The organism is Rothia sp. HMSC068E02 (assembly GCF_001813565.1).
Classification (GTDB): domain Bacteria; phylum Actinomycetota; class Actinomycetes; order Actinomycetales; family Micrococcaceae; genus Rothia.
The window spans coordinates 233,462-260,220 of the sequence record NZ_KV812894.1; the positions used below are offsets into that span (position 1 = coordinate 233,462).

Consider the following 26,759-nt stretch of genomic DNA (forward strand, 5'->3'; position numbering starts at 1 on the left):
GGTGCCCCTGCGTAGGCGCGGAGGAAATATGCGGTGCCCCGCCCCTGCTTAGTGAGGGGATGGACGAGGACGAACGCCGTCCCTCGAGCAGAGCAACCTACACAAACGAAGAACGCTCCGTCCGTATCACTTAGATACAGACGGAGCGTTCTATTTAAGAGACCAGCTACTCAGTAACGCCCAGGTTGCTCATCAGGAACGCGTAATCCCACGCGATCTCACGCCAACGTTATACCGGCCGGAACCACCACCGTGACCGCCCGACATATCAATCTTCAGCAGCGGCACCGGCGAGGACGGGTCAATCTGCTCACGCAGCGCCGCAACCCACTTCGCAGGCTCCACGTAGAGCACGCGCGTATCGTGCAGGCTCGTCACCGCAGCAATTGCCGGGTAGCGGACCGGGCGGATGTTCTCGTACGGGGTGTACGACTTCATGTAGGCGTACACTTCCGGGTCCTCAATCGGGTTGCCCCACTCTTCCCACTCCATCGCCGACAGCGGCAGCTCCGGGTCGAGGATGGTGGTCAGCGCATCCACGAACGGTACGGCAGCCAGGCAGGCGGCGTACTTTTCGGGGGCGAGGTTCACGACGGCGCCCATGAGCAGGCCGCCGGCGCTACCGCCGTAGCAGCCGATACGCGCCTCATCAGCCCACGGCTTAGCCGCAATGTAGCTGGTGACGTCCACGAAGTCGGTGAAGGTGTTCTTCTTCGCGAGCTTCTTGCCGTTCTGGTACCAGGAGCGGCCCATCTCGCCGCCGCCGCGAATATGCGCGATGACGTAGATGACGCCGCGGTCCAGGATCGACAGCATCGGGATGGAGAACATCGGATCCATGGACGACTCGTACGAGCCGTAACCGTACTGGATGACCGGGTGCGGCTTGCTCATGTCCAGGTCGGCGCGGTGAATCACCGAAATCGGGATGAGCGTGCCGTCCGCCGCCGGTGCCCAGTCGCGGTAGGCGCGGTAGTCCTCGCGGTTGTAGCCGCCCAGCACGGGGGTTTCACGGCGCAGCAGCAGGGTCTGCGACATGGGGAAGTAGTCGTAGACGCGGCGCGGCGTCAGGTACGAGGTGTAGGCGATGCGCAGCACGGGGGAGTAGTTCTCCGCACGCAGCACGGAGGCGGTGTACAGTTCCTCGTCGAAGCCGGCAGGTTCCATGAAGGTCACGCCGGCCGGGCGGCGGCGGCGCCACTGGATGGGCAGCTGCTCACGCGGTGCGAGGAAGATGCGGGTGGTGGTGTCCGCGCGGGCGGTGACGACCAGGTGCGTTGCGGTGAAGGTGAAGCCCTCCAGGCGCACGTGTTCGCTGTGGCGGATGACCGGCACCCAACGCTGCGCGTACTCTTCGAGGCTTTCACCTTCGCGCGGCATGTCTGCGAGGACCAGCTCGGAGTTCAACGCATTGTAGTCGTGCTGAATCAGTAGGTGCTGCTCGCCGGCAATGTTGAGCGGCTCGGCATAGTATTCGATGCCCGCGCTCTTGGGGATGAGCAGGGTCGGCTCGCCCTTGGGCTCGCGGGTGGGGATGAGGCGCACCTCCGTGTACTCGGAGTTGGAGCTGGTAATGACCACGGAGGAACGGTCGGAGCTCATGGCGGCACCGAGCCACATGGTGTTGTCCGGTTCCTCGTAAATCAGGTGGTCTTCGGTGCCCTGTCCGACGTCGTGCACGTAGACACGCCAGGGGCGCCACGACTCGTCGGGCACGAGGTAGATGAGCTGTTCGGCGTGGTTGATGAAGAAGGATCCCGCCGCAATGTTGGGGATGGTGTCTTCGAGGAAGGCGCCGGTTTCCATGTTGAGGAAGCGCTGCTCGTAGCGTTCGTCGCCCTTCTCATCCACGGAAATGCTCAGCAGCTTGCCGTTACGTGCGGGCTGGAAGCTGCCGAGGGAGAAGAACTCCATGTCCTTGGCGTATTCGTTGCAGTCGAGAATGACGACTTCACCCTCGAGTACTTCGCCGGGGGTGACGGTCGGCGGGGTGTAGCGTACCACCTCGTCGCCTTCGTGCAGTGCGGGGTAGCGGTAGAAGACGGGGTACTGGCCGCCGGGCACCATGCGGCTGTAGTACCACCAGTCACCGATACGGTTCGGGACGGTCAGATCCGACAGCAGGGTGCGGCCCTTGATTTCGTTGAAGATGGATTCGCGGAGGGGCTGCTGGTCTGCGGTGACAGCTTCGGTGTATTCGGCTTCTGCCTTGAGGTAGTTGAGGACCTCTTCGCTTTCCTTGTCGCGGAGCCATTCGTAGGGGTCGATGAAGACGTCGCCGTGGTGTTCGCGGCGGTGCTCGACCTTCTTCGGTACGGGCGGGGTGAGGTTCTGTTCAGCCATGCTGCCACCTCTTTCATTGAGTTATGGGTTTGTGAATGGTGTGTGCCGTCTGCGCCCGCGTTCCTGCGCCGCCGGGTGGCGGGGAGGATGCGCGGGGGGACTGTGAGCACGCCTAGTTCTAGTGTATCGAAGAGTGAGGCAGGCTACTATATTGAGGCCTGAGCAGGATTGACCGGCTCAGCTTGTGGAAGCCTCGCCGGGATGTGCGTTCGGCGGCTAGTTGGCGCGCCCCTTAATAGACATGAGGGTGCGGCGGCCCGCCTTGTTTGCCTTCGTGAAGGCACGGTTACTCTGCCGGTACTCACGTTCTTGAGAGCGCAGGCGTAGACGCGCGGATTCGGCTATCATCCTGCGGTAGCGTTCGAAGCGCTCGGGGTCGAGGGAACCGTCGGCGAGCGCCTGCTGCACCGCGCATCCGGGTTCGGAGCTGTGGGAGCAGTCGCTGTACCGGCACGCGGAGGCGTAACCGGAGACGTCATCGAAGGTTTCGTCAATCGCGGCGCTATCGCTCGTTGCGGCGAGGGCTCGTACACCCGGAGTGTCGATCAGCACCGTACCAGATGATGATTTTGCGTTGGTCGAGTCTCCTTCGCTTGAGCCTTCCGCACCGGGTAAAACAATCATCTGGCGGCTGGTGGTGGTGTGGCGCCCCTTGCCGTCAGCATCTCGGACCGTGGAGGTGACCTGCACCTGATATTCTTGGCTATCCTCGCGGGGGTCAACTCCGGGGTTGAGCAGGGCGTTGACCAGAGTGGATTTTCCGGCGCCGCTACGGCCCAGGAACGCGGCGGTACGTCCGGCAACGAGTTCCGCGACCGGTGCGGGGTCGTAGCCGTTATCCGTGCAGACGGTGAGCACCGCATCCACGCCGCCCGCGAGGGATTCCTCGTAGCCGGCGAGCTGTTCGGCCGTCACCAGGTCACCCTTGGTGAGAATCAGCGCGACCTGCACCCCGGATGCGTGCGCGAGGGCGGTGTAGCGTTCGATTCGCCCGATGGACGGCTCGGGGAAGCAGGGCTCAACGATGCAGAGCATATCCACGTTGGCGGCGACAGGCTGATCCGCGGATTCTCGGGTGGCGCTGGGGCGGGTGAGGTAGCTTCGCCGGGGCAGAATCGCGAGGGGCTTATGCTCTGCGGGGTGGGTTTCACCGCCGGTTCCGGGGATGGGCTGGGCGAGCACCCAGTCACCCACGACGGGGTATTCCTCTTCGCCGTAGTCGTTTTCGACCGGACGCAGGGGAGCGGAGAGCTTCACGAGCTCGCCCCGCTCGCAGGTCAGTAGCTCGCAGCGGGTGCGGTGCACGGCGCTGACGCGGGCGAGGGTGAAATCCTCGAGAGTACCGTCGAGGGTGAACGCGGCGCGAATTGCCGCGCCCTGCCAGGAGGGGTCGAACCCTAAAGTCTCTAAGGTGTATGAAGCGGGAGTAACGGTCACAGGAATAGTCTTTCTTGGTCGCGGCGCCCGGGTAGCGGGTGAGTAAACGGTTTGTTCTTTTTATCTTTTCTTGGGTTTCAACACTTATAGCAGCGAGGCGCGGGCACCGGCACGGATACGGCGGGTGGCAAGGAAGGTAAGCCCCAATCCGATTGCGGCGTAGAGTACCGCCAGGGCGGTGTCTGCCTCCAGGGACGCAAAGAGCTCCTGGGTGGCGCCGCCCGAAACGCTGCCGGGTGTCTCCAAAGCCGAAATATCCAGCGCCTGCACCAGCCGGGACCCGGGAACCCAGGAACACACCCAGGCAAGCCACGCCGGATAGGTACTCACCGGCACAATCACGCCCGCGCTGACCGGCAGAACAATAGACAGAACATTCGAGCCCGTGTACGGATCCGACAGGTACAGACCGAGCCCGGCGGCAAAAATGCCCAGGCAGACCCCGCCCAGAATCGCAACCGGCATCAGCGCAATGGCTCCAATCAGAAGCCCCGAAGCCGCCCCGGTAGAGGGTGCCGTGAGGGACAATAACCACACGATGCCCACATTGCTCAGACCCGTCACGGATGCCAGCAACGCGGGTACCGCCGCCGCACCGAGCCAGTAGCCAGCATCCACCGGGCGAGCCGTACACACGTACTCGAAGACGCCAATCCACCGGTCGGTGGCAACGCGCGCGACAATACCGGCTGCCACGGAGCTGAGGGTGGCAATCAGAGCAGACGCGCAGCCGATGCGTACCGTATCGTTTGCGGCAAGATCAGCACCCAGAAGCACCGTGAAAAGCACGTTGAGGCCCGGCACGAGCACCAGGGTCGTGATAGCCGTTCCGAGGGTTGCGAAGGTAATCGACGACGACCAGCCAATAGAGGCGGTCGACAGTGCCCGACGCGCCACGCCGGGCAGAGAATCAGTAGAGAGAACACGCACGCTACATCGCCCCCAGGGTGCCGCGACGGCGGGCGGAGGCGAGAGCCTTCCGAGCAAAGAGGAAAGCACACAACGCCCAGATGAAGCTCACGACCAGGGTCTGAATTACGGGCAAGAGTGCATCCGCCGGGGTAGTGATGGCGGTACGCCCAAGTAGCAGGTGAACCGGCGCCTGCAGGGGAATGAGCGTGCCTACAGCATCTAGCCAGGCTGGCGCTTCAATGGTCGTGAAGAGAACCCCGGAAAGAATAAAAACCGGCACGAGCAATAGCTCCTCGTAGGCGATAGCGTTCGGCGTGGCCACGAAGAATACCGCAATCATGCACGTGATCGACAGGCACGCAAGCCACAGCAGGGGAACGCCCAGAACGTAGCGCGGCCAGAGTATCGAAAAATCCGTGACCTGCGGGTTGAGCGTCACAAGAGCCCAAACTGCCCACGATAGGGGCAAGGCAGCCAGACCCACAATGGAGGCGCTTGAAACGATAGCCGCCAGCACCCGCACCGGAGAGATTGACCCCGAACATAGGTACACGAGGGTCCCACGGAAACGCTCGAAATTGATGATGCCCGCAGACACGATGCAGACCGACCACATGCCCACAATGCCCGCGCGGGTCCACGCGAGGGTCGGGTCAACGGAGTGACCCGCGGAGCTCTGCGTTGCCGCATGCACGGCGAGCGCCTGAAGGATGACCGAGCCGAGTACCGTACTGATGAGTAGCTGAATGAAGTAGGGGACCGTCAGAAACTGGCGCAGGCTAAAGCCCATGAGTCGCAGTTGGCGGGCGCACTCCTGCCACAGGTCGTACCGTCGACCCTGCCGCTGGAACTCTTCCGAGCGTTGCGTCTGAGCGTTCATCGCTTGAGCCCCTCCGCCATTGCCAGGTATGCCTCTTCCAAGGTTGCCGGTCGCGTGTACGGTTCGGTTCGTGCCCCAATGCGTGAGGCGGCAAGGCCCTCCGCCAGGATGCGGTGAGCCTCGCCCGCCTCGAACGTGGCGCGCTCGCCGTGCCAGTAGAGGGTCAGTTCCCAGCCGGATCCGCGCGGGGCAAACAGCACCGCCGCCTTATCGCCGAGGAACCCGCGGAGCGTATCAATGCCCTCGGTGGCGGTGGGGTCCACCTGAACCACGGTCGTGGCGGCAATACCTGCGTGCGCGGCAATATCCTCGAGACTGCCGCTCACAGCAACGGAGCCAGCGCCCAAAACGGTAATAGTGTGCGCCAAATCCTCGATTTCGCCCAGCAGGTGGCTCGTCAGCAGAATGGCGGCACCGTCTTCCGCGAGAGAACGGATGAGGGTACGCACGGTTAGGGCGATATCGGGGTCGAGCCCGTTGGTCGGCTCATCCAGCAGGAGCAGGGCGGGGGAGCCGAGCAGGGCGCGGGCAATATGTAGGCGCTGCTTCATGCCGCGGGAAAACTCCTGGACAGGCCGCGTTGCCGCATCGGTGAGTTCCACACGGGCTAGGGCATGCTCCACCTCGTGTCGTCGGGTCCGCCCGGAAACCCCCGCAACATCGGCGAAGAACAGCAGATTGTCGCGGGCACTAGCGCGCGGGTAGAAGCCGTTCTCCCCGCCCAGTGCGAGACCCACGTGACGGCGCGCCCGCTGCGGGTCGGCGATAGCGTCAATACCGTTCACGGTGAGGCTACCGCCGGTGGGTGTGAGCAGGGTCGAGCACATCTGCACGGTAGTCGTTTTGCCCGCACCGTTGGGGCCGAGGAGGGCATGAATCTCACCGGAACTGACGCGAAGCGACACACGGTCGACGGCGGTAAAAGCGTTTTCACCTTTGCCAAAGACGCGGCTGAGCTGCGCCGCATCAAGAACAAGAGACATGGTAGGTAACCTTCGGGTATGACCCTCTGGCCCCTATACCGGAGGGATGCTGAGCAGGATAAACGGCGTAGCGAGTTGTACCCTGCGTGAGTGTATGTGTCATTTCAGTGTACCGAAAAACCGTAGATAAAAGTGATGGGGGTTACTGTGTGGATGGTGGGTGTCCGCCTCCGCATCTCGATTGCCTCGTCCTCGGATTGCCCCGGCACCGTCGTTCGCGTTTTATGACAGACGTTAAAAAACGTCATCTTTGCAATGAAATGTCTTAAAGTACCGCGCACCCACAAAATCCTTGACCCCGCCCCGTGCCCTATGACACTCTAAATAACAGGTCAAGAGCGCCAGCGATAAGCCCCAGCTAGCTGGCCGGCAACCCTCCTCCGCGGTGGGGTGCCCTGGGTGAAGACCGGGCGGCACGCACAAGCGTGACGCAAGCGCGGGACCGATGTGACCGAAACCGGTACATCAATCGTGACAGGATTATTCGACGACGATTCCTGTACCGTCGGCATGCGGCCCCTTAAGAATCCCCAATAGGAGCCACGCATGAGCAACAACACTACCGTCCCGACTCCCGCCAACCCCGCCGGTTGGAAGTTCGAAACCCGCCAGATCCACGCAGGTCAGGCGCCGGATGCCGCAACGGGAGCTCGGGCACTACCTATCTACCAGACCACTTCCTTCGTCTTTGACAGCGCCGAGCAGGCAGCGAACCGTTTCGCCCTCGCCGAGCTGGGCCCCATTTACACTCGCCTCAACAACCCCACCCAGGAAGTCATCGAAAACCGTATCGCTTCCCTGGAAGGCGGCGTAGGCGCGCTGCTGCTGGCATCCGGTCAGGCAGCTATTACCTACGCAATCCTGAACATTGCCGGTGCAGGCGACCACGTTGTTGCTTCGCCCTCCGTGTACGGCGGCACCTACAACCTGCTCAAGTACACCCTCGCCGACCTGGGCATTGAAACCACCTTTGTTGAGGACCCGGACGACCTGGACGCATGGCGCGCCGCAGTACGCCCCAACACCAAGCTCTTCTACGGCGAGTCCGTGCCCAACCCCCGCAACGACGTGCTCGACATTGAGCCCATCGCCAAGATCGCGCACGAAAACGGCGTACCCCTGATCGTGGACAACACCGTACCCACCCCGTACCTGCTGCGCCCCATCGAGCACGGCGCAGACGTAGTCGTCCACTCCGCCACCAAGTACCTGGGCGGCCACGGCACCTCCATCGGCGGCGTGATCGTTGACTCCGGTAACTTCGACTACGGTGCAGACCCCGAGAAGTTCCCCAAGTTCAACCAGCCCGCCCCCGGCTACCACGGCCTGGTCTACGCACGCGATTTGGGTAAGGACTCCGCGTTCGGCGCGAACCTCTCCTACATCCTGAAGGCGCGCGTCTCCCTGCTGCGTGACACCGGCGCCGCAATCTCCCCGACCAACGCCTTCAACATCGGCATCGGTCTGGAGACTCTCTCCCTGCGCATCGAACGCCACATCGAGAACGCCACCAAGGTCGCCCGCTGGCTCGAAGCAAACCCGCAGGTCGAGAAGGTCATCTGGGCTGGCGTGGAATCCTCCCCCTGGTACGAGCGTGCACAAAAGTACCTGCCCAAGGGCCCCGGCGCGGTTCTCGGCTTCACCCTCAAGGACGCAACCCTGGAGCAGACCCGCGACTTCGTGGACGCCCTGAAGCTGCACTCCAACGTGGCGAACATCGGTGACGTGCGCTCGCTCGTAATTCACCCCGCCTCCACCACCCACTCCCAGCTTGCCGCTGAGGAGCTGGAGAAGATCGGCGTGTACCCGAACTTTGTGCGCCTGGCAGTTGGCATTGAGAACATTGATGATATTCTCGCCGACCTGCAGCTGGGCTTTGACACCCTCTCCTAAACGGTGATGTAACCCGCAGGTGGACCGGCAAGCTACGGCTTTTCGGTCCACCTGCGGATTCCCCGTTAGGGAGCGTTTTGTCACTGCGCGGCGCTGATGCCGCCCCACCCGTTGCTTCTTCTACCCGTAGACGAGTACCCCGCTCACACCCGGCACTACCTTGCCGGCCAAACCCAGTGAAGGGACCCCCATGACCACCCAGAGCACTAGCCAGTCCGGTACCACGCTGTCCAGTTCCAAGCAATCCGGCACTATCAACCAGCCTGTTACCGCGCCCATCCCCGTGGCGGGCACTCAGCGCGAACACCCCGAAGCGCAAGGCTACCTGCGTCAGCTGAACATCGGCGACCTGGAGCTCGAGTCCGGCGTGACCCTGCCGCAGGTCACCATCGGCTACGAAACCTGGGGCACCCTCAACGAGGCTGGCGATAACGCCATCCTGATTCTGCACGCGCTCACCGGTGACACGCATGTCTCCCGCGGCGTACCCACCCCCGACATGCCCGCCCCGCTGATTCGCGCCATCGAATCGGACGGCTGGTGGGAAGGCATCGTGGGCCCCGGCTCGGTCGTAGACACCAACCGCTACTTTGTGATTGCCCCCAATATTCTGGGCGGTTGCTACGGCTCCACCGGACCGGCAAGCATTATTCCGGAAGGCTACCCGGGTGCCGGTGAGCACTGGGGTTCCCGCTTCCCGCAGGTAACCATCCGTGATTCTGTGCGTGCTGAGGCGCACCTGGCACGTGCCCTGGGCGTGACCAGCTTCCGCTACGTGATTGGTGGTTCTCTCGGTGGCGCTCGCGCCCTGGAGTGGGCGGCAACCAATCCCGAGCTGGTGCGCGGATGCGCGGTGATTGCCTCCGGTCCTTCGGCTACGGCGGAACAGATTTCGTGGGCACACACCCAGAATATTGCGATTCGTTCGGACGCGAACTTTGCCGGTGGCGACTACTATGACGGTCCCGCGCCGCTGACCGGTCTTGCCCTGGCACGCCGTATTGCGCACACCACCTACCGCAGCCCCGCCGAGCTGGAGCACCGCTTCGGCCGCGAAGAGAACCGTGGCGAAAGCACCGTGGGCGGCTCGCTGGGTGAGCCGCGTGGCCGCTACGCCATCGAAAGCTACCTGGACCACCACGGCGCCAAGCTGGTTGAGCGCTTTGACGCGAATAGCTACCTGGCAGTGAACGAGGCACTGATTTCGCACGATGTGGCGCGTGGCCGCGGCACCCTGGCGCAGGCGCTGGCGCACACCGATTGCGAGTGGACGATTGCGGCGGTGAACACGGATCGCTTGTTCTTCCCGCACGAGTCGCACCGTCTGGCGGAGGCGCTGCCCACCCCGGTCGCCGTGGATATTATCGAGTCGAACCACGGCCATGACGGCTTCCTGATTGAGGCGAAGCAGGTGGAGAAGATTCTGGCGCGCGCCCTGGGTGTTGAAGATGAATCTGCTACCCCGAGCGAGGCGCAGCGTGAGCGTGAGGCGCTGGACTCGATGACTCGTCTGTACGGCGCTGTTACTCGCTAACTCAACCGGCACCCGAAGGCGTTTCACGCATCCTGTTGAATGTTGTTTTATCCAAACAGTGGGTGTGGGATTGTGAGGGAATGACTGGGTATTCTCAACTGTCCTTCCGCCCACCGTGAATTAACCTTCACCCTTAGGGTTATGTAATAGAATGCCGGGCGTTCGTATGATGCGAGCGTCCGGCATTTTTTCTATCTTTTTGAAGTGTGTTGTGCCAAGTCAGGGAATATTTTCCGGTTTTTCTGGCACTTTTTGAAAGCTCCGCGAGATACCGCGGAAGCAGCCTCCTGTTGCACTGGAAGGTAAGGGTTCTCAGTTTGCTTTAGACCCGCTCTAACCCCATAGCATTAACGCTGTGGTAAGTATTCAAGAGGTAGCGGAGCAGTTGGGGGTGAGCACCCACGCCCTGCGCTATTACGAAAAAGAGGGGCTCATTGCGGTGCCCCGTGATGCTCACGGAACCCGTATTTTTGATGAGGAGTCTATCTCCGCAGCACGGTTTATTGCTACCTGCCGTCAGGCCGGCATGAGTCTTGCCGACATTCGTACAATCTTGGACAATCCGGATGATCATGCACTCTCCGTTGATGTGATGGAGCGAGCCCGCCGAAAGATTGAAAACGAGATTGCGGGGTTGCAGCAGAACCTTGAGCACCTGGATCGCCGTATTCAGGAGCACCGCAGTCACCTCGATGGCACCCGCTAGATAACCGTCTAATTTTCATGCAGGTATGCACGCCGACGCCCGGTATTCCCGACGTGGGGAATACCGGGCGTATTTTTGTGCTCAGCTTTCACACTCAGCTACTCACCCCTAGTTACTGGGTATTTTCAGCCCAAAGATTTAACCCCAGGTAGCTTCCTCGGGGTTGACACCGTGCGCACGAGCGTTCTCAAAGATGACCTCCCTCAGCCACTCCGCAAGCCCAGGCGCAAGCTTCTCGTAGTGCGCCTTAAAGCGGGCATCCTCAACATAGCCGCGCGCCAGAATCGCGTGCTTGGCGGGGGTGACCTCAAAGAAGAACAGGGAGGCGCGGTGCCGCTCGGCGAGCGCGTTTGCCTCCTCGCTGCCCGGCTGCACGCCGCGGTTGAACGCCTCGACGAGGGCGTGTTCTACTTCCTCAACCTGCTGTTTGCCGTTCTGCCAGTCGGCACGGTCCATTGACGCAGTACGGCGCTGGTACTCGGCCCAGTCGTCAGTTTTTCCGTAACGGTCCTGCGCCTCCTGTTGGTGGGTGAGGCTGAATCCCTCGCCCATAATTTCTGCTTTCTCAGCAGCGCTGAGCTGCTCATTCTTAGGTGCCATAGCGTCCTCCAAAAGATGTTCGATGGTTTCAAGCATGCGCCCGTACGCGACGATTTTGCGTTGAAGCATATCCCGCTGAGCGAGTAGATGCTCGGTGCTGTTCGCTTCGTCCTGCAGTATTTTGTGAATGGCATCAAGGCTCATGCCGGTGGCGCGGTATCCCATGATGACGGTGATTCGTTCAAGATCTGTATCTGTGTAGTATCGGTACCCGTTGAACTCATCGTGTGCCGGGTTGAGTAGGCCTCGTTGCTCCCAGTGGTGAAGTGTGCGCACTGTTAGCCCGTGTAGTGATGCCGCTTCTCCTACGGTGTATTCGTGTTGCCCGTCAGGTGGTGTTATGTTCGCGTCCATGGTTTCACTCTAAAACCTCACGTTAGGTGAGGGTCAAGCTAGCGGCGGAACCTGCGGTGCAGGTTTGTGGAGGAGTCCTCGCTAAGATGGGTGCATGAGCGAAAACAAATACGTCGTCGAATACACCCGCCCCGAGAACGAACGCGCAGGCACCCACCTGGTGCTCATGCTGCACGGCTACGGCTCCCAGGAACACGATCTGCTGTCTCTGGCGGCGCACCTTCCGCAGGAGGGCTTCACCTACGCCTCCATGCGTGCACCGCAGCCGGTCGGTACCCAGTTCTCTGCGGACTCGACCGGCGCCTACATTGCTGCGGACGCTATCGGCTACCAGTGGTACCCGCTAAACCAGCAGCTCGAATCCGATCAGCGCGCCATCGAGCAGGCCAGCGACTACGTGCTGGAGTGGGTACGCGCGAACCGCACCCCGTACGCCTCGGTGACCCTGCTGGGCTTCTCGCAGGGCATGGGTATCGCAACCTCGATGGTGCGTCACGCTCCCGGCGAGTTCGCCGCCGTGGTGGGCCTGTCCGGCTACGCCGTGGACTCCGACTCGCCCTATTTCAAGGATGAGGAGCTGAAGAAGACCGAGCTGCCGGTGTTCTTCGGCCGCGACCAGGAAGACCCCGTCATCCCGCAGGAGATGGTGAACTACACCTACGACTGGATCCGCAAATACACTGACGGCATTAAGGTTCTGTACGCCGGTGCGGGTCACGGCGTGAGCGCCATGGAGATTCGCCATGTGGGCGAGTTCCTGGAGGTGAAGGTGCAGGGTAAGGAGCCGCGTATTCGTGCGCAGAAAGTTGCGGAGGCGACCGGCACCGTGGAAGGCTCTGACGCCTAAAACGGCTATAGGGAAGGCCCCCGAGTCATCATGACTCGGGGGCCTTACGTGTAGTTCTGCTTCCGCTCGGTTCTGTGCAGTTCCACTTGGAAAGGCGGTTATCGTCCTCGTTCCTACAGGGAACCCGCCCTCGCTTCGCTTCGGGCACCCTGATGTCACTTTCGGACGATACCGCCTTTCCGCGCTGGGGTACTGTGCGGGTGCGGCCGCGTTTTCCGGGTAGCCGCTCTCGGCCCCGCTGCCGGAGCGTGCCGGTGCACCTTCCGAAAGCGACATCAGGGTACCCTCTCGGGTGCTCTCCGCAGCGAAGCAAGGAAGAGCGGAGCACCCGAGAGGGTGGGTTCCCCTGTAGGAGCGTAGGAAGGTGCGCACCGGCTGCTTCCTTGGGCCGGGGGAGAGGAACGAGGACGGACGCCGTCCCTCACTCTAACGCCCTATCTCAAACGGAATAAGAGGTCGGGTTAGTCCTCGTGCGCGACCTTCACGGTCACGCCGTTGAACGTCACGGTGTCGCCGGGGTGCAGCTGCTTGCCGCGTGCTTCTTCAATGTCGCCGTTGACCTTTACCAGGCCGTGCTGAATGACCTCGCGTGCCTGCGCGCCGTCCTCTACGAGGTTGGCGAGCTTGAGGAACTGACCGAGGCGGATCATGTCGTCGCGAATAAAAATTTCTTCCATGCTCTCTAGTTTATCCCGCCGGGTGCATCCTGGCGTCCGGTAAAAATGGGGGAGTGGTGGGTCGGGTAGGCATACCCAGGGGGGGGGTGGTGATGGTACCCTAGTGTCTTGCATCAAAAAGTGTGCATATTGCGCCGATGAGCGCGAATACGGGCGCCCCGTTCTGGGTCGCGTCCCTTATGAACCCGAACTCACGCACGTCACAGCCGGTGGCGGGGCAGAAGGAGTAACTATGGCTGAAAAGTCCACCCTCGATAACGTTATTGCGCTCGCGAAGCGCCGCGGCTTTGTTTTCCAGGCCGGTGAAATTTACGGCGGTTCCCGCTCCGCATGGGACTACGGCCCCCTCGGTGCAGAGCTGAAGGAAAACATCCGTCAGCAGTGGTGGCAGCGTTTCGTCCGCTCCCGTGCGGACATGGTTGGCCTGGACTCCTCTGTTATTCTGCCTCGTGCGGTGTGGGAGGCATCCGGTCACGTGGCGACCTTCACCGACCCGCTGGTTGAGTGCCTGTCCTGCCACAAGCGTCTGCGTCAGGATCACCTGCTGGAGAACTTTGAGGCGAAGAAGGGCCGCCCGGCTGAGGGCATGGATGAAATTGCTTGCCCGAACTGTGGTACTCGTGGCGAGTGGACTGAGCCGCAGAACTTCTCCGGTCTGATGAAGACCTACCTGGGTCCGGTTGATAATGAGGAGGGTCTGCACTTCCTGCGCCCGGAGACCGCTCAGGGTATTTTCGTGAACTTCAACAATGTGGTCACTGCTTCTCGTAAGCGCCCGCCGTTCGGTATTGGCCAGATTGGTAAGTCGTTCCGTAACGAGATCACTCCCGGTAACTTCATTTTCCGTACTCGTGAGTTCGAGCAGATGGAAATCGAGTACTTCGTGCACCCGGATGACGCTGATAAGTACTTCAACGAGTGGGTTGAGGACTGCTGGAACTGGTTCGTTGACCTGGGCATTAACCCGGATAACATGCGCCGCTTCGACGTTCCTCAGGAGGAGCGTGCACACTACTCGGCTGGCACTATTGACGTTGAGTACCGCTTCGGTTTCCAGGGTTCCGAGTGGGGTGAGCTGATGGGTGTTGCGAACCGTACCGACTACGACCTGGGCGTGCACAATGAGCACTCCAACGCGAAGCTTGAGTACTTCGACCAGGCTACCGGTGAGCGTTACGTGCCGTACGTGATTGAGCCGTCCTTCGGTCTGACCCGCTCCATGATGGCGTTCCTTGTTGACGCATACGTCGAGGATGAGGCACCGAACACTAAGGGTGGCGTGGATAAGCGCGTCGTGCTGAAGCTCGACCCGCGCCTGGCACCGGTGAAGGCTGCTGTTCTGCCGCTGTCGAAGAAGGCTGAGCTGTCTGAGCCGGCAACTAAGCTGGCGAATGAGCTGCGTGGCCTGTGGAACGTGGACTACGACGAGGCGGGCGCTATTGGCCGCCGTTACCGCCGCCAGGATGAGATTGGTACCCCGTTCTGCATCACCGTGGACTTTGACACTCTCGAGGATCAGGCTGTGACCATCCGCGAGCGTGACACCATGAACCAGGAGCGTGTGGCTCTGGATCAGGTGAAGTCTTACCTGGCTGCACGCCTGGCAGGCTAAAAATAATTTATAACATGGTCGGCGGGTAGCCTCTTAGAGCGAAAGAGGCTACCCGCCGTCGTGTATTTGGGCTACCCTGGTTAGACTGATTGGCACGATTGAAGCGAGCGAAGGAAAGGTGCACGGATATGGCTGAACGCCTCAGCGAAAAATTTGAGATTCGCCCCTGGCAGGAGGGTGATGACCTTGCCCTGCTTGAGATTTGGAACTCTGCCCGCAATGAGGTTGAGGAGCGCCAGCGTGGCCTTTTCGGCCCGGATACGGACGCGCCGTTTAGCCGCACCCTGGTGGTGACTGTTTCTGGTGTGCCGGTGGCTGCGGGTACTGTGGTGGCTTCGCTGCTGCATCCGACGCGTCTATGGTCATACATTGAGGTGGCAGCTGATCACCGCCGTCAGGGTATTGGTACTGCCCTGCTGGATGCGTTGCGTGAGATTGCGGCGGCGCACGGCCAGACGACTGCTCTGCGCGTGAAGCTGTCGCCGTTTAGTGACGGTGAGGAGTTCGCGCAGGCTACTGGCATGAAGCTGATTCAGCGTTCCCGTATGGTGCGTGTGGAGCCGGGGGCGATTCCTCCGGTGTCGTTGCGTGAGGATGCTGACGGTAACGAGACTCAGGCGATTGAGGATTTGGCGACCGGTTCGGTTGAGCTGACAGCCGCGCTGTGGGATTTCTACCGCCGCGCCCACGAGTGGGATGTTCCCGCCGAGGTTGGTTTGGGCACGGTGAACCGCTACTTCCTTTCGGATGAGGTGCGTGCTTTTGGCGCCGTGGTGCTTCGTGACCATATTCGTGAGGCGGCTGCAGAGGGTAAGAAGGGCCCGATTGTTGCGTTTGCGGTGAGCTACCACCCCTTTGAGACTGACCCGGAGGCGGCGCTGGTGGATGAGAAGACCGCCACGGAACTGCTGCTGGGTTACGACTTCGATAATGAGGGCGCTGTGGAGGCGATTATGCAGGTGTTGTCCCTGCTGAGTGCTAAGTACCCGGTGCTGGTTGAGGTTGACGACGCCATGGAGGCGCTGGTTCAGGTGACCGACGTGCTGCTGCGTGCCGGTACTGCTTCGGTGGAGGGTGACCCGACCTATATTTACGTGACCGAGTAGGTTCGAGAGTAGATTCTCGAGTAGGTTCGTAGGTTGCCAAGTAGATTCTCGGTACTGAACCTGCTGGCTGACTCTTGCTGAAGGGGCGGGGGAGTGGAATGCTCCTCCGCCCCTCTCGCGTACCTGCGCCTCCTCACGGTTGCTGAGCTTGCACTGTGCTCCTGTACCCCCTCAGCTGAGTCCGGTTCTCGATTTGCCCCCGTATGCCACAATATAGGGGTGAATTCTGAAGCACCCCGTCTTACCCTTCCGCCCCTGAAACTGGGCAATCTGACCGTTGATACTCCCGTGGTTCTCGCCCCGATGGCTGGCGTGACCAATAAGGCTTTCCGCCGCCTCTGCAGTGAATATGGCGGCGGCCTGTACGTTACCGAAATGGTGACTGCGCGCGCCCTGGTGGAGCGTAAGCCCGAGTCCATGCGCATTATTGAGCATGACCCGGACGAGAAGATCCGCTCCATCCAGATTTACGGTGTGGACGCGGTTAACGTCGGTAAGGCTGTGCGCATGGTCGTTGAAGAGGACCGTGCCGACCACATTGACTTGAACTTTGGCTGCCCGGCTCCTAAGGTGACTCGCCGCGGTGGCGGTGCCGCTCTGCCCTGGAAGACTGACCTGTTCACTGCGATTGTGCAGACCGCGGTGAAGGAGGCATCCCGCAACGATATTCCGCTGACTATTAAGATGCGTAAGGGCATCGACGATGACCACATCACGTTCCTCGAATCCGCCAAGATCGCGCGCGATGCCGGTGTCGCGGCGATTGCTCTGCACGGTCGTACTGCAGCTCAGCATTATTCGGGTAAGGCTGACTGGGATTCGATTGCGCAGCTGCGCGAGCTGATTCCGGATGTGCCGATCCTGGGTAATGGCGATATTTTCTCCGCTGAGGATGCGGTGCGCATGGTTGAGCAGACCGGCGTGGACGGCGTCGTGATTGGTCGCGGTTGCCAGGGTCGCCCGTGGCTGTTTGGCGACCTGCAGAATGCGTTTGAGGGTTCGTCGGAGCGTATCCGCCCGACCCTGACTGAGGTGTCGGACATGATTTACCGCCACGCAGAACTGCTGGTGGAAACCTTCGGCGATGAGACCCGAGGCCTGCGCGAAATCCGCAAGCACGTGGCGTGGTACTTCAAGGGCTACCCGGTTGGCGGTGAGCTGCGCGCGAAGATGGCTCAGGTGCCCGACCTGGCGACGTTCCGTGAGCTGATTGCTCAGCTGGACCACTCGATTGGTTACCCGGGTGCCGCCGTGGAGGGCTCGCGCGGTCGCGCCGGTAGCCCCAAGCAGCCGCACCTGCCCGATGGCTGGCTGGATTCGCGCATCCTGGGGGACGCTGAGCGTCTGGGCCTGGCGGAGGCTGAGCTGGATATTTCCGGCGGCTAAACACCTGTGTGCCGCGGCGTGCTGTTTGCGCGTCGCGGCGCATCCTTTTTCGGGCCTGTTCGCGCCGCTCTTTGGCGCCCCTGCAACGCTCACAAGCGCTACCTGTTGACCCTCACCGTAGAATTGAGTTTATGGCTGGATTAATCCGCAAAGAAGACATTGATGAAGTCCGCGCCCGTACCGATATCCGCGAAATCATTGAAGGCTATGTGAGCCTCAAAAGCGCCGGTATAGGCACCTTCAAGGGGCTGTGCCCGTTCCACGACGAGCGCACGCCCTCCTTCAATGTGCGCCCGCAGGTCGGTTCGTACCACTGCTTTGGCTGCGGTGAATCCGGTGACGTGTACTCCTTCGTCATGGCGATGGAACACACCAGCTTCGTTGAGACGGTGGAGCGTCTAGCCGCCCGTATTGGTTACACTCTGCACTATGAGGGCGGTAAGCCCGGCGACCGCTACGAGGCGGGTATGCGCCGCCGCCTGCTCGACGCGCACAAGATTGCCGCCGAGTTCTTTGAACGTAACCTCTACAGCGCTGATGCTCAGGAGGCGCAGCGCTTCCTCGGCGCCCGCGGTTTCGATCCCGCCGCAACCCGCAAGTTCGGTGTCGGCTACGCCCTGCGAGGCTGGGACCATCTGCTCAAGCACCTTCGCTCCCAGGGCTTCACCGATGAGGAGCTGAAGGCGACCGGCATGTTCTCGGAGGGCAACCGAGGCCTGTACGACCGCTTCCGCGGCCGCATCATCTGGCCGATCCGCACCATCGCCGGTGAAACCATCGGTTTCGGTGCCCGCCGCCTCTTCGACGACGACCAGGGCCCCAAATACCTGAACACCCCCGAGACGCAGCTGTACAAGAAATCCCAGGTACTTTACGGCATTGACCTGGCAAAACGCGATATGACCAAGACTAAGCAGGTCGTCATCGTGGAAGGCTACACGGACGTCATGGCGGCACACCTCGCCGGCATCACCACCGCCGTTGCCACCTGCGGCACCGCGTTCGGTCCCGGCCACATCAAGATGGTGCGCCGCATGATTACCGACGACGGCTCCGGCGGCGAAATCATCTTTACCTTCGACGGCGACGCCGCAGGACAGAAAGCCGCCATGGCAGCCTTCCAGGAGGATCAGCGCTTCGTCGCGCAGACCTTCGTAGCGGTAGCCGAGAACGGCATGGACCCCTGCGATCTGCGCCTGCACAAGGGCGACGCCGCCGTGCGCTCGCTGATTGCTTCGCGCCGCCCGCTCTTCGAGTTCGCGATTGATTCGACCCTCGCCAAGTACGATTTGGCAACTCTTGAAGGCCGCGTGCTGGCGATGCGCGCTATCGCCCCGATTATTGCCGGCATTAAGGACCGCGACCTGCGCCCCGCCTACATGCGTAAGGTATCCGGTCAGCTCGGCCTGGAGCTGGACGAGATTCAGCGTGCCGTGGCGTACGCGCAGAACCACCCGAAGCTTTCTCGCTCCCAGCAGGCGGAGGCGCCCGCAGCCGCGCCGCGTTACGAGCGTCTGAACGAGGGACCGCAGGGTGTGCCGGGCACACCGGGATACGCGGGCGCTCAGGGTTACGCGGGCACGCCGGGTTATACGGGTGTTCAGGGGACAGTTCATGCTGACGCGCCCTACGACCCCGCCTACGATGCACCGCCCCCGGAAGACCACGCCGCACCCAGCGCCTACGCCGGGCAGAACGCAGCCGCGCACCCGCCGAGCAGCATTCAGCCCGCTGCACCCCAGCCGGAGGCGACCGTCCCCGCTGTCGAGGAGTTCCTCACCCCCGACCCGCGCGACCCGGTCGCCCGCCTCGAAAAGGCGGCACTCGAGATTGCCCTGCAGCACCCCGAGCTCATCAGTGTGGAACAGTGGCGTAACCTCGCCACTGTGCAGTTCCGCTACCGCACCCACCGCGAGGTGGCCGCCGGCATTATTCACGCGGCAACCGTCATGGCGCCCACCCCCGGCATCGAATGGATTAACTGCGTGCGCTCCGGCGCTGTAGAGGGCGTACACCCCGCCATCGCGGAGCTCGCAGTCTCACCGCTACCGGTCAGTAGCGCCGAGCGTCTGCCCAACTTCGTCACCGGCGCACTCAACGCCCTGTTCGAACAGCAGATTGCCCGCCAAAAATCCGACCTGATGATGCGCCTAGAGCAACTCAGCGCCAACCCCGACGACGAAGAGTTCGAAGCCGTACAGCGTCAGCTGCTCGAACTGGAAATGCGCCGCCGCCAGCTCAGCGCACAGCGCGGCTAAACACAGTTCCTGGTGAGCGCCCCGGCAACCTGTCGAATGTCCTGCGTTCTGCATGTTGCCGGGGGAGCGCCACCGGTCAGTAGAAGGCAACACCAGCCCCAGCCCAAAGAGTGATGCACTTCACGCTATTTCGAGTTGCGGAGCCCAAACAGCCCCGGTATAGTTATTACTCGTTGCAAGGAAAACCAGCAACGAAAACAAAATAATCCCCCGTAGCTCAATTGGCAGAGCATTCGACTGTTAATCGAAGGGTTACTGGTTCGAGTCCAGTCGGGGGAGCAAATATAGCAAGAACCCCCGAGGCGAAGCCTCGGGGGTTCTTGCTATATACGTTCCTCTGACTCGAACCAGTAACCCCTCGGGCTTGCGCCCTCGGCGAGGCAAAGATTTTTGTTTCCTCGCGCGCTCGGAAAATCTTCGCCTCGCTAGTTCGAGTCCAGTCGGAACGTTCTCCCCAAGTCGTGAACCAGCAACCCCTCGGGCTTACGCCCTCGGCGGGATAACGGTTTTTACTTCCTCGCGCGCTCGGAAAAACCGTCACCCCGCTGTATCGAGTCCAGTCGGAACGTTCTCTCCAAGTCGTGAATGAGTAACTCCTCGGGCTTACGCCCCCGGCGAGGCAAAGATACTTCACCCTGCAAAAATGTGAAGTCTAACGCACAGAGAAGTTCCTCGCCCACATCAACCACACGCCCACTCGGCGCGTAACGGGGGAGCGGCGCATCGGCATCCTCTTACGCCTACTCCAGAGCAAATCCACAGGCGCAACCAAACCCAGAAACCTACGCCTGCAGCTCAACACAACCTCCAGAAAGTCGAAAATACCTGAAGAGATAGTGCAAACCCCCGCCCAAACGGTCACGCGGAGGTATCATAAGGGGCTAAACTATAGGAGGTGGAGTGCGAAAAAGAAGCCTCCAAAAACACGTCACGGAGAGGTGGTCATGACCACTACTACTAATCCCAAGGCACCTAAGCGTTTCTTTGCTGGCATTAGCGGGATTAAGTCCGGCGTCGCGAACATCATCGACGCTGGCAAAACCTTCAAGACCCTCGGACCCAGCCAGGTCAAGGACGAAATCCAGATTGCAAAGCACGAGCTGAAGACCAAGGGCATCGCCGTTGGTAAGGGCGCAGCCTTCTTCGGCGTCGCAGCAGTCTTCGGTCTGTTCCTGATCATTGCGCTGGTCGCCGCAGCAATCCTCGGCCTCGGCACCGTCATGCCCTACTGGGCATCCGCGCTGGTCTTCGCCCTCATCTTCCTCATCGTCCTGGCAATCTGCGCCCTGGTCGGTCTGAAGAAGGTTAAGGCTCAGCTGCCGTTCAAGCCCGAATCCGCAATCTTCGGTCTGCTCTTCGACCTCGGCGTACTCAAGGAAGGTACCGCTATGTCCGCTGAGCGCCTGAAGAAGGAACAGGCAGAGCGCGCTGAGCAGAAGGCTAAGGAAGCTGAAGAGGCAGCAGAACGCGCACGTCAGGAAGCTGAAGAGCGCAAGGCACGCGGTGAGGAAGAGCCCAAGCCGCCGACCTTCGAAGAGCTCAAGCAGCGCACCGCAGAGCGTCGCCAGCATCTGGCAGCCCTGCGCGACGACCTGCAGTCCTACACCGGCGACGTTCAGAACAACACCCAGCAGGCTCTGGACGCTCTCAAGGCAGTGCCCTCCGAGGTTGCCGCAGGTGCAGCAGCTACCGGCCGCGGCCTGGCAGAGAACGTGCGCAAGCCCGAGGTTCTGCAGGCACGCTGGAAGTCCTTCGCAGCACTGGGCGCATCCATTGCAACCGTCCTGCACTTCCTGAACCGCCTGGTTCGCCGCTAAACACTGTTCACCGCTCAACCGGCACCGGTTAACGCCAAGCGTCTAAACGCCCCGATACTCGTATCGGGGCGTTTGTGCGTCTACGGGCAGGGCGCAGGCTCCAGCCTCAACGTGAGGTTTAGAGGCAACTCCCAGCCAAAGGCCCCGGCCACAAGTCGGAGAAGGACGCAGCTCACAGGTAGAATAGACAAGTGCTGTACGTACTGGACCCACCCGGTTCACGCGGCAGGCAGAGGTAGAAGCGGCGCACCGTCGCACCCGAACCCCCAAAGTCACCGACACACTACACCCCGATGAGGAGCCCCGTCATGGAACAGGCAAAGACGATTCTGATTGGCGCAGAAACCTACCCGCCGGACATCAACGGTGCGGCACAATTCGGTCACCGCCTCGCCACCTCCATGCTCAAGCGCGGCCACTCCGTACACGTAGTCGCAGCCAGCCCCATCCCCGGCCCCAGCTACCGCACCGAAGTAGAAGGCGGCATCGTGGAGCACCGCCTGCGCTCGCACCTGCCCCCGACCCATGAGACGAACCGCATCTGCGTTCCCTGGGAGATCTGGTCCGAGGTCGGCGCAATCCTTGACGAGGTTCGCCCGGACGTGGTGCACGTGCAGTGCCACTACATTATTGGCCGCGCCCTCATCTTCCAGGCGAAGCGCCGCGGTATCCGCGTTATCGCAACGAACCACTTCATGCCGGCGAACCTTGACCCGTTCCTGCCCTTCCCCGCTCCCGTGAAGCGCGTGATTGAGAAGGTCACCTGGAAGGACATGCGTTTCTGCTTCTCCAAGACTGCGGTCGTTACCACCCCCACCCAGATTGGTGCGGATGCGATGCGCGACCTGGGCCATTTTGACCGCCCCGTCATGCCGGTTTCTAACGGTATTGAGATCAGCGACTACGAGCTGGCTGAGGGCGCTGACGCCGGCAAGGTTCCCGGTGAGCTGCGTATTGCCTTCGTGGGTCGCCTTGCCGAAGAGAAGAACGTGGACGTGCTCATCGAGGCGCTCTCCTTGCTGCCCAATACCCTTGAGCACGTGGTGCTGGATATCGCCGGTGGCGGCGAGCTGCGTGAGGCTCTCGAGCAGAAAGCGCACGATTGCGGCGTGTCCGACCGCGTGATTTTCCGTGGCTTCGTTCCGGATGAGCATCTGCCCGAGGTGTACCAGATGGCTGACGTGTTCTGCCAGCCCGGTACCGCCGAGCTGCAGTCCCTGGTTTCCCTGGAGGCGATGAGTGCCTCCACCCCCGTGGTGCTTGCGAACGCGCTGGCTCTGCCGCACCTGGTGGAGGATGGCGTGAACGGCTACCTCTTTGAACCCAATAACGCTCAGGATTTGGCGAAGAAGCTGGAGGCAGTGCTCTCCCTGCCCGCCGCTGAGCGTGAGCAGATGGGCCGCGAGTCCCGCCGCATCGTGGGCTTCCACAGCGCTGAGAACACCTGGCGCACCTTCGAGGAACTGTACGTGAGTGATGCTCCGTACCAGCGTTACCTGGATTCGCGCCGCTAAGCTTCTCTAGATTCTGAGCGTTGAGTAGGAGAGAGCGTTTTTCGTTCTCAGTCGCCGTTCAGGTACTCTAGAGGATGGTGCTGGCGCCCATTGCGCGCCGTCACTGCACCGGATGGGGAGTTAGCTCAGCCGGTTAGAGCAGGGGACTCATAATCCCTTGGTCGCGGGTTCGAGCCCCGCACTCCCTACGGCCCCGCCCGTCGACTTCACCCACTTGTCGGCGGGCGGGGCTTTTTCGCACCCTCTTTCGCGCTCTTTTGTCGTGCACTCAGGGTCCCTATTTTCGTGCATGGAATGCATCAACGGTGATGAAAATGAGTAAATGACGAATGAAGACGCACCATAGCGTTCAATACGGTAGGGTTGAAGAGTCTTGTCACGAAAGACAGTGTGATGCCGCCGGTAGATGCCGATTCAGCCGGTAGGTGTTGCTTCCACACACCATACGAGAGGATCTCAATGTCGGAGAACACTCCCAACAACCCGTCGCAGGGTGCAGCCGGCGGCTACGGCTACGATGCTGGCGCGCGTCCCGCGCAGGATGCTTCGCTTCCGGGTCAGGCTGCTCAGTCGGGTAACGCAGCTCAGGCTGCTCAGCCGAGCCAGCCCGTGCAGTCGAGCCAGCAGGGTAATGCTGCTCAGCCTGCCGCGCCGGTAGCACCGCAGCAGCCCGTCCAGCCTCAGCAGGCGCCTCAGCCCGCTCAGGTAAACGCTAATGCACAGCCGAATGCTGAGGCTGAGGCAGCTCCCGCCCAGCCCGGTCAGCCTGCCGCCGCACCCCAGCTCGATGCACCTCAGCCAGGTGCCGCTCAGTCGGGTCAGCCCGGCCAGGCAACCTATGCGCCGAGCGCACCGCATCCGGCGGTGAAGGCGCTGGGTGCTACCTGGAACGCGTTCCTGGACGTTTTCTCCAGCAACCCGGCAACCGCGCACGCTCGTATCTCTTCCGCAGGTGCGTGGGGTTGGATCGTTCCCACGACTCTGCAGGCGCTGGTGGGTGCGTTCTTCTTCAGCCAGCTGGTAATTCTGGCTGCCACTGTCGCGATGTCCATGATGGGCTATATGTACGGTCGAGGCGGTGCCTACGGTGGCGCCTACGCCGCACAGGCTGTGCCGACCGGACGCATGATTCTGGCGTACGTGCTGATGGCTCTCGCCATCTTCGGTGTGCAGGTTCTGCGCGGTGTGCAGCTGCAACTGACCGCGCGTATCGGTAAGGCGCCGACCTCCTTCACCGCGAGTATGCACGCCGTGTCGGTGTCTTCCCTGGCGCTGATTCCTTCGTTCCTGGTGCTGAACCTGCTCGTGTTCTTCCTGACCCTCACCCGTAGCGGTGGTGGTGCGTTCTTCCTGACCATGCTCATAGTCCTGGTGCTTGCTTTCGCCGTGTTCTCGGGTGAGGCTCTCACCTATCTGGGTCTGAACCGTCTGGGCCGCTTCGCGAAGTCCCCGATTATCATGCACGCGGCGCTGAGCACCGCATGGGTTCTGGCGTCCATGGTCGTCTATTACGTGGCGATTCGCCTGATGGGAGCCTAGTATGCACGCGATGACTCACGCCCCGAGCGCGCCGACTCGTCAGCGCTGGATGTTCCTGGCGGTTCTGTTGACCATTGCCGCCCTGATTCTGAGCGCCTGCAGCGCAAAGATTGAGACCCAGCTGGGCCTTGAGAGCGCTGAGAAGGGTACCCGCACCATTCTGGTTTCCTTCAACATGAAGGATAACCAGGACAAGGTTAAGGGTGGAACCCAGGCACTGGATGCGTCCGTACGTAAGCACCTGCCCGAGGGCCTGGAATACGAAGGTATTCAGTCTGAGGGTGACAAGGCTCGTGCGACTTTCAAGGTATCCTTCTCCTCCGTGGACGAGTACCACTCCAAGGTGACCTCTCTGCTGAAGGCTTCGGGCTCCGACATCAAGCCGCAGATTAGCATCGTCAACTCTGACCAGGGTCTGGTGCAGGGTATTCAGGTGAAGGAAAACTTCAGCTCGGGCGATCTGCTGGGCTGGCTTCCTGAAGCTCTGGTAGTGGACGGTGTTGTGTCTGCTTCCAATAAGAACAGCGTTCTCAGCAGTAGTGATGAAACCACTGTGAAGTTTGGCGAGAAGGAAGTGAAGAACTCCGGTGGGTCTAAGATTTCCGCGAAGGATGTTCAGGACCGCGGTTTCCGTAACGTCATCCTTGACGTGAAGGAGAAGGACGGCGGTTATGACGTCGCCATCTCCTTCGTTGCGAAGGAAATCATGAACACCGAGACCGCCGCTGCGGTCGACGCCTACCTGAACCAGGTCAAGCCTGAGGGCTCCGAGCTGAAGAAGGGTCTGGAATCCTCGCAGGCGAAGGCATACGCTCCTTCCGCATCGACCGCCAGCGCGAAGGAAGAAGTGGGCCGTACCCTGACCTTTAGCGCTTCTTCGATTGAGGATTTGGGAAATGGTCTCAAGAAGCTGTTTGGTGCAGGTAGTACCGATCTCTCCGCTAGCCGTGAGGTAGTGGCGAAGGATAATAACTTCACCGTTCAGAAGAAGATTTCGGGTCTGCTGGACTGCGCGCTGCTGTGCTCCCCGAGCGGTGATGGCCTGACCCTGACCATCGTGGACAGCAACGATAAGTCCTACATGGTTGACCCCGAGGGTCGCGCTAGCTCCTCCCGTTCGGGCGGTAGCAGTACTCTCATCGCGGTTGACCGTGTTTCTTCACGTCAGATTGAGATGAAGAGCATGAAGGTCGCTACCTCCCTGGGTCTGGACGGTTCCATGGAAGCGCGTTTCCTCTACGCATTCCCGACCGAGGATGTTGCGGGTGCTGAGCAGAAGCTCAAGGACGTTTTCGCAGGCGGCAGCAATGACGAGACTGAGGTCCGTCAGGACGGCGACTCCACCATTGTGAGCGTGAAGGTTCGCGGTAAGGATCAGAACGAGTTCAACCAGCGTCTGAACGAATACCTGCCCGATTCGAAGGTGACCGTTACCCGCCCCGGTGGCTACCACCCCTTCGGCTCCGACTACACGGTGACCCCTGAAATCAAGCTCTCTTCGAAGCTGGGTAACTACTACTCGGCTCCCTTCGAGTTCACTTTCAAGGCTCCGACCTTCTCCTCGCTGGATCAGCAGAAGGTTGATGCTGCGAACAGCCTCGCGAAGAACTCTCAGCACGTGCAGCTCACCGTCAACGGTGGCGAGCTGAGCGTCAAGACTGACCGCGGTGTCAGCACCACCTCCGGTCTGACTGTTCCGGTGTCCGGTCTGAGCATGACTGACGTGATTGTGGATGCAATCATCGTGGGTCTGTTGCTGCTCATCCTGGTTCTGCTCTTCGTCTTCCGCAAGAAGATCGCGGCGGCTCGTGCGAAGGGCCGTGAACGTCGTGCCGCTTCGGCTGCGGCACTGGGTGCTGCGGCGGGTGTTGCGACCGGTTACGGTGCAACCCAGGCTGACGTACAGAATGGCTACCCGGCACAGGGCGGATACGCGGCACAGAACGGCTACCCGGTACAGAACGGTTATGCTGCTCAGCCCGGTTACCCGGCACAGAACACCGCCTACACCGCCGGTGATGATTCGCCGACTCAGGTGTTCACCCCGCAGCACGGCCTGAACTACGGTGAGAATGAACCGACCAAGGCAATGCCTGCGTACGATGCGCAGGCCGCGCAGACCGCACAGCCTGCACAGCCGGTTCAGCCTACTCAGCCCGGTCAGCAGGTTCAGCCCGGTCAGACTGCTCAGCAGCCTGTACAGCCGAACCAGTTCGGTGCTGATGACGGTGACGTCCTCCAGTAAGTAGCTGCCTCTAGCACCTACGCTAGTGAGCACAACCTAGACTGGCTCCTGTGGCCCGTTGCCTCCTTTTGGGGAGGTGACGGGCCACAGCCGTACCCAATGACTGCCAGCGCGAG

Annotated in this window: 18 protein-coding genes, 2 tRNA genes, 1 pseudogene and 1 riboswitch; of the genes and pseudogenes, 14 read left to right on the top strand and 7 right to left on the bottom strand. The window is 61.3% G+C overall.

The window, feature by feature from the left end; all coding sequences use genetic code 11:
* Positions 1–166: 166 nt before the first annotated feature.
* The 5 genes and pseudogenes from HMPREF2919_RS08275 to HMPREF2919_RS08295 form a co-directional block, all read right to left on the bottom strand.
* A pseudogene (locus tag HMPREF2919_RS08275) lies at positions 167–2,343 on the bottom strand (S9 family peptidase).
* A gap of 216 nt (positions 2,344–2,559) precedes the next feature.
* On the bottom strand, positions 2,560–3,780 hold the full coding sequence (gene rsgA / locus HMPREF2919_RS08280; RefSeq protein WP_070667179.1) for a ribosome small subunit-dependent GTPase A: 1,221 nt from the start codon (positions 3,778–3,780) through the stop codon (positions 2,560–2,562).
* Positions 3,781–3,864: 84 nt separating this feature from the next.
* Positions 3,865–4,710 (bottom strand): hypothetical protein, encoded by an 846-nt coding sequence (locus tag HMPREF2919_RS08285; RefSeq protein WP_049348850.1) that lies wholly within the window; start codon positions 4,708–4,710, stop codon positions 3,865–3,867.
* Between the two features lies 1 nt (position 4,711).
* The gene (locus tag HMPREF2919_RS08290) at positions 4,712–5,572 is read right to left on the bottom strand and encodes an ABC transporter permease (protein WP_049348853.1); all 861 of its coding nucleotides are present in this window, start codon (positions 5,570–5,572) and stop codon (positions 4,712–4,714) included.
* Positions 5,569–6,555, bottom strand: a complete 987-nt coding sequence (locus HMPREF2919_RS08295) for an ABC transporter ATP-binding protein (protein ID WP_049348855.1) — start codon at positions 6,553–6,555, stop codon at positions 5,569–5,571. Before HMPREF2919_RS08295 ends, HMPREF2919_RS08290 begins: the two co-directional genes overlap by 4 nt.
* 330 nt (positions 6,556–6,885) lie before the next feature.
* Positions 6,886–6,998: riboswitch (SAM riboswitch) on the top strand.
* Between the two features lie 103 nt (positions 6,999–7,101).
* Between HMPREF2919_RS08295 and HMPREF2919_RS08300 the strand changes: the two genes are divergently transcribed.
* The 3 genes from HMPREF2919_RS08300 to HMPREF2919_RS08310 all read left to right on the top strand — a co-directional run bounded on the left by HMPREF2919_RS08300 (position 7,102) and on the right by HMPREF2919_RS08310 (position 10,688).
* The gene (locus HMPREF2919_RS08300; protein WP_070667181.1) at positions 7,102–8,448 is read left to right on the top strand and encodes a bifunctional o-acetylhomoserine/o-acetylserine sulfhydrylase; all 1,347 of its coding nucleotides are present in this window, start codon (positions 7,102–7,104) and stop codon (positions 8,446–8,448) included.
* Between the two features lie 190 nt (positions 8,449–8,638).
* The gene (locus HMPREF2919_RS08305; RefSeq protein ID WP_012903964.1) at positions 8,639–9,982 is read left to right on the top strand and encodes a homoserine O-acetyltransferase MetX; all 1,344 of its coding nucleotides are present in this window, start codon (positions 8,639–8,641) and stop codon (positions 9,980–9,982) included.
* 355 nt (positions 9,983–10,337) lie between these two features.
* Positions 10,338–10,688: a MerR family transcriptional regulator gene (locus HMPREF2919_RS08310; protein WP_012903963.1), complete on the top strand. Its 351-nt coding sequence runs from the start codon at positions 10,338–10,340 to the stop codon at positions 10,686–10,688.
* Positions 10,689–10,826: 138 nt separating this feature from the next.
* Here the strand turns inward: HMPREF2919_RS08310 and HMPREF2919_RS08315 are convergent, their stop codons facing one another.
* Positions 10,827–11,642, bottom strand: coding sequence for a MerR family transcriptional regulator (locus tag HMPREF2919_RS08315; RefSeq protein WP_012903962.1), 816 nt, complete (start codon positions 11,640–11,642; stop codon positions 10,827–10,829).
* Between the two features lie 94 nt (positions 11,643–11,736).
* Here HMPREF2919_RS08315 and HMPREF2919_RS08320 point away from each other — a divergent pair, with 94 nt between their 5' ends.
* Entirely contained in the window at positions 11,737–12,489 is a 753-nt protein-coding gene (locus HMPREF2919_RS08320; protein ID WP_049341668.1) for an alpha/beta hydrolase, read from the top strand.
* A gap of 461 nt (positions 12,490–12,950) precedes the next feature.
* Here HMPREF2919_RS08320 and HMPREF2919_RS08325 read toward each other — a convergent pair whose 3' ends face one another.
* Positions 12,951–13,166, bottom strand: a complete 216-nt coding sequence (locus tag HMPREF2919_RS08325) for an RNA-binding S4 domain-containing protein (RefSeq protein ID WP_005508828.1) — start codon at positions 13,164–13,166, stop codon at positions 12,951–12,953.
* Positions 13,167–13,398: 232 nt separating this feature from the next.
* On the opposite strand from HMPREF2919_RS08325, the gene HMPREF2919_RS08330 reads away from it, so the two are divergent.
* The 10 genes from HMPREF2919_RS08330 (at position 13,399) to HMPREF2919_RS08375 (ending at position 26,643) form a co-directional block, all read left to right on the top strand.
* Positions 13,399–14,778, top strand: coding sequence for a glycine--tRNA ligase (locus HMPREF2919_RS08330; protein WP_044150674.1), 1,380 nt, complete (start codon positions 13,399–13,401; stop codon positions 14,776–14,778).
* A gap of 128 nt (positions 14,779–14,906) precedes the next feature.
* Positions 14,907–15,884 carry a GNAT family N-acetyltransferase gene (locus HMPREF2919_RS08335; RefSeq protein WP_070667184.1) on the top strand — a complete coding sequence of 326 codons (978 nt, stop codon included), beginning with the start codon at positions 14,907–14,909 and terminating at the stop codon, positions 15,882–15,884.
* Between the two features lie 219 nt (positions 15,885–16,103).
* Positions 16,104–17,270: a tRNA dihydrouridine synthase DusB gene (dusB, locus tag HMPREF2919_RS08340; RefSeq protein WP_049355088.1), complete on the top strand. Its 1,167-nt coding sequence runs from the start codon at positions 16,104–16,106 to the stop codon at positions 17,268–17,270.
* A gap of 131 nt (positions 17,271–17,401) precedes the next feature.
* Positions 17,402–19,528: a DNA primase gene (gene dnaG, locus HMPREF2919_RS08345; protein WP_070667186.1), complete on the top strand. Its 2,127-nt coding sequence runs from the start codon at positions 17,402–17,404 to the stop codon at positions 19,526–19,528.
* Between the two features lie 206 nt (positions 19,529–19,734).
* Positions 19,735–19,807, top strand: a tRNA-Asn gene (locus tag HMPREF2919_RS08350).
* Positions 19,808–20,472: 665 nt separating this feature from the next.
* Entirely contained in the window at positions 20,473–21,345 is an 873-nt protein-coding gene (locus tag HMPREF2919_RS08355; protein WP_005508823.1) for a phage holin family protein, read from the top strand.
* A 308-nt stretch (positions 21,346–21,653) separates the two neighbouring features.
* Positions 21,654–22,859: a glycosyltransferase gene (locus HMPREF2919_RS08360; RefSeq protein WP_070667188.1), complete on the top strand. Its 1,206-nt coding sequence runs from the start codon at positions 21,654–21,656 to the stop codon at positions 22,857–22,859.
* Between the two features lie 114 nt (positions 22,860–22,973).
* Positions 22,974–23,047, top strand: a tRNA-Ile gene (locus HMPREF2919_RS08365).
* A 271-nt stretch (positions 23,048–23,318) separates the two neighbouring features.
* Positions 23,319–24,398, top strand: a complete 1,080-nt coding sequence (locus HMPREF2919_RS08370) for a hypothetical protein (protein ID WP_070667190.1) — start codon at positions 23,319–23,321, stop codon at positions 24,396–24,398.
* Between the two features lies 1 nt (position 24,399).
* Positions 24,400–26,643, top strand: coding sequence for a flagellar motor protein (locus tag HMPREF2919_RS08375; RefSeq protein WP_070667192.1), 2,244 nt, complete (start codon positions 24,400–24,402; stop codon positions 26,641–26,643).
* The last annotated feature ends 116 nt before the right edge of the window (positions 26,644–26,759 follow it).